4 protein-coding genes and 2 pseudogenes are annotated in these 3,112 nt (G+C 38.7%); all 6 read right to left on the minus strand.

All coding sequences use genetic code 11. From position 1 onward, the window contains the following. Positions 1 to 412: 412 nt before the first annotated feature. Positions 413 to 931: a group-specific protein gene (locus MHN32_RS23320; RefSeq protein ID WP_239422960.1), complete on the minus strand. Its 519-nt coding sequence runs from the start codon at positions 929 to 931 to the stop codon at positions 413 to 415. Between the two features lie 96 nt (positions 932 to 1,027). After that, on the minus strand, positions 1,028 to 1,426 hold the full coding sequence (locus tag MHN32_RS23325) for an immunity 22 family protein (RefSeq protein ID WP_239422961.1): 399 nt from the start codon (positions 1,424 to 1,426) through the stop codon (positions 1,028 to 1,030). A gap of 175 nt (positions 1,427 to 1,601) precedes the next feature. After that, positions 1,602 to 1,809 (minus strand): annotated as a pseudogene (locus MHN32_RS23330) (ISAs1 family transposase); the annotation flags it as partial. 46 nt (positions 1,810 to 1,855) lie between these two features. Next, complete coding sequence (locus tag MHN32_RS23335; RefSeq protein WP_010379457.1) at positions 1,856 to 2,320, minus strand: SMI1/KNR4 family protein; 465 nt, start codon at positions 2,318 to 2,320, stop codon at positions 1,856 to 1,858. A gap of 9 nt (positions 2,321 to 2,329) precedes the next feature. Continuing rightward, positions 2,330 to 2,929, minus strand: coding sequence for an HNH endonuclease (locus tag MHN32_RS23340; RefSeq protein ID WP_239422962.1), 600 nt, complete (start codon positions 2,927 to 2,929; stop codon positions 2,330 to 2,332). Positions 2,930 to 2,932: 3 nt separating this feature from the next. After that, positions 2,933 to 3,112 (minus strand): annotated as a pseudogene (locus tag MHN32_RS23345) (hypothetical protein); the annotation flags it as partial.

Here is a 3,112-nt window from a genome sequence, read left to right on the forward strand (position 1 = left end):
ATCGCGTAGGCCTTTGACGATGTTTTTAACTTCCGTGGCGGATTGTTTTCCTAGGTCTTGCCAGTTGATGTCTCTTAGGTATTTAACTGGGTCGCCTTTACCGACTTTTCTTTGGGTAAAAAGCCGCAGCACGGCAAGCGCAGCGGAGAGTGATTCTCCGGTATTTTTTAAGATAACCTTGTCTATGGTTGTGACATGTCTTGGGCCTCTATTGGTGGCTTTGAATAACCCCTACAGCATCTGATTTTGAAGGTAGTGAAACGATGTTAGTATTTTAAATTAACTCGGACACGCGAAGCGCTAAGAAGTTATGAGTTGAGCTAGTGATCCTGACTTTTTAATAAAAGCTTTTATCTTAGATGTGTTGTCCTAATTTTCTCCGAAAATCAGCGAACACAGCTTTCGAATAATATCATTGCTTTCTAGCTCGTTCATTTAGAACTTTAAGTAAGTCAGAATCGCCTTTTACCCAGAACTTGTCATCATCAGGAAAAATATTCTCTGGGTACTCATTTGCAAAATCTATAAATTCACCGTTCCAATGTTGTGGTATGTACTTTTCCATTTGCACGCCCTCATGATAAAATGCGGCTACACTTTTAGCATCAAAGTCGATAAACATGATAGGGAATAAATCAGCAACATCCCACCAAGATCTAGCTGATGGGAACCTAGATGCCAGTCTCTTACTTAGTTCGCTGCAACTTATTTCATTACCCTGAATTTTATCCAGAAAAGTCTCAACATTATTTTCATCTAAAATATGGAGGCCGAATCTATCCGAGTTGTCAAGCTCTGGAACTTGATATCCATTTTCTATAAAAGCGTCTCTTAGTTTTACCAAATCTAATATCCATAACTCTCGTTCACCCTTAAACCAGCGAATTTTACTTTGATAGTGTATAACTACTATTACTACTTCGTTAATCATGACTAATAAAAATATTTTTAATGATAAGTTAACTTACTTAGAAAATACTCACGTTCTTTTTAATAAATAGATATGGATTCACATCCACTTGAGATTCTAATCATCTTCCTCATAAGCAAATGAACCGATAAAAACAGGGTCACTTTGAACAGAGCGTGTTATTTTTTTAGGGTCATAATCAAAATCAAACTGACAAATAAGCCACCTTGCTTTGGTAATACCGATTGACTTAGCAGAGTCTATGGCACTTTTTTCAAAGGAACTTGCATAAGATATTTCTGTAAAAAGTTCTGCAATATCGACAATTCTTGATTCTATATACTCAGATTCTTGATTTGCTAAGTCATAATAACCAACGCCACACAGATCTTGTAGAACATCAACTTCTATAGATTTATCCGCAGCTTCAACTCCAAGCCATATAGAAACAACACCTTCTTTTTCAAACCCCTGAGTATAATAGTCGTCTTCTTCTAGGCATTCCTCTTTGGTCATTTTAATGCGCCTTATTTATGAAATCCCTTGGGCAATGAAATATAACCACCTTCAACCCACTTTCTGATATTGTTTTTAAGGATCTAGACTTTCAGATCTTTTTATTATTTTTTGCAATTGATTGTAGATCTTTTCGAGTTTGGAGCTCTCGATCCTAGGGTGAGAGCATACAGTGTTAACTACCATTAACACTGAAGGTCAGCTCTGCCTCAAGTTCATCGTCAATTGAGGTTCGTACATATTTGCGACGTATCGAATCTCCACGACCAGTGTGTTTTACAAAGTTATAAACAACCGGTCTGAACAGTGCAGTTTTCCGCCGAAATTGGTTCACGTGTCTGACAAGCTCCTTTCTTAATTACGACACCCAATATCCAATGCTGATAAGGGGGCGCAAACTAATCATTTATTTTACCCATATTCAGCCTATCAAAGACGCTCAACAAAAGCTTCAAAACTATCTGAAACTAGTACAAAAACAGGACTTAATTCATCTGATTCATTATGATCCCAGAGTACAACTGACGGTTCAATATTGCTATCTTTGAAGTTTAAACATAAAAAGTCTCCACCAAAAACATGAGCAAAAGGAAGTAGCTCAGCACCCACTAAATCTTCATTGTCGGTTAGGCGCTCTTCAATCTGAGCGAGCACCACTTTTATTTCGTATTGCATAATATCGTCTGACAAATTTGAATCGTTTGTGATAAGAAGTGTTCGCTCAATCAACCGCTCCTCATTGTCTATGTCGTAAGTTAAGCCTTCAAAAGCAACGCCATTGTTGTTGCGGAAAAACTCGATAAATGAATGTGGAAGTTTAACTCTGCAAAAGCTTTCCAATTCAAATATGCTTGAGTTATTTAACTCATAAGAGTCATTACGTTTAGTGATCATACATAACCTCTATCTTTTGCGGTATGCCCAATGGCCTTTCGACCTTCCACCTTGGTGGTTAATCATATTATGAGGACCAAAAGGAACCAACTCCATAACACCAGGAATCTCTGAGTGATGCCAAGTGTTACCATCTCTCATACCTACAGGCAACTTTTCGTCGAGCCACTTAAATTGAATGTAATCTGATTTTTTCCATAGTCCTTCTGGTAATTCTAACTTTGCTTTAATTAAACCAGCTGACGCAAAGTCAGGGTATTTTGTTCCAGATTTAAACGAAACATTATCAACCAAACCTTTATCAATAGCCTTTTGCTTGATTGCTCTTTTTTCCTTAATAGTAAGCTTATCGCCATCTGGAAAATCTTTCCAAGACCAAGGTTTATTTGAATTAATTAAACTCGCATAATCGGAAGCTTGTATCTCTAGTTTTTCAGCTAGTAACAACTTGTTTTGACCGCTGGGCAGCTCATTCCCTTTTGGCGATTCCAATTCATCGGCTTTGGCTTTGGTGGGCTTGTCGGTAACGCCTCGAATTGGTGATTGGCCTTGATACTCATCCAGTGCTTTATTAACTCGCTGTCCGATTTCTTGGGCGGCTTGTTGCATATGCTAGTCGATTTTGGGGGTGACGTCGTCTAGGCGCTTTACCGTGGCTTGCATGCCTTCGATGGCGGCGTCTGGAAGTGGTAAGTCGTAGTGCCAACTGGTAGACATGTCATCAAGTGAATCGCGTAGGCCTTTGACGATGTTTTTAACTTCCGTGGCGGATTGTTTTCCTAGGTCTTGCCA

The sequence above is a fragment of the Pseudoalteromonas sp. Of11M-6 genome (genome assembly GCF_022347905.1).
In the GTDB taxonomy this organism is placed as follows: Bacteria; Pseudomonadota; Gammaproteobacteria; order Enterobacterales; family Alteromonadaceae; genus Pseudoalteromonas.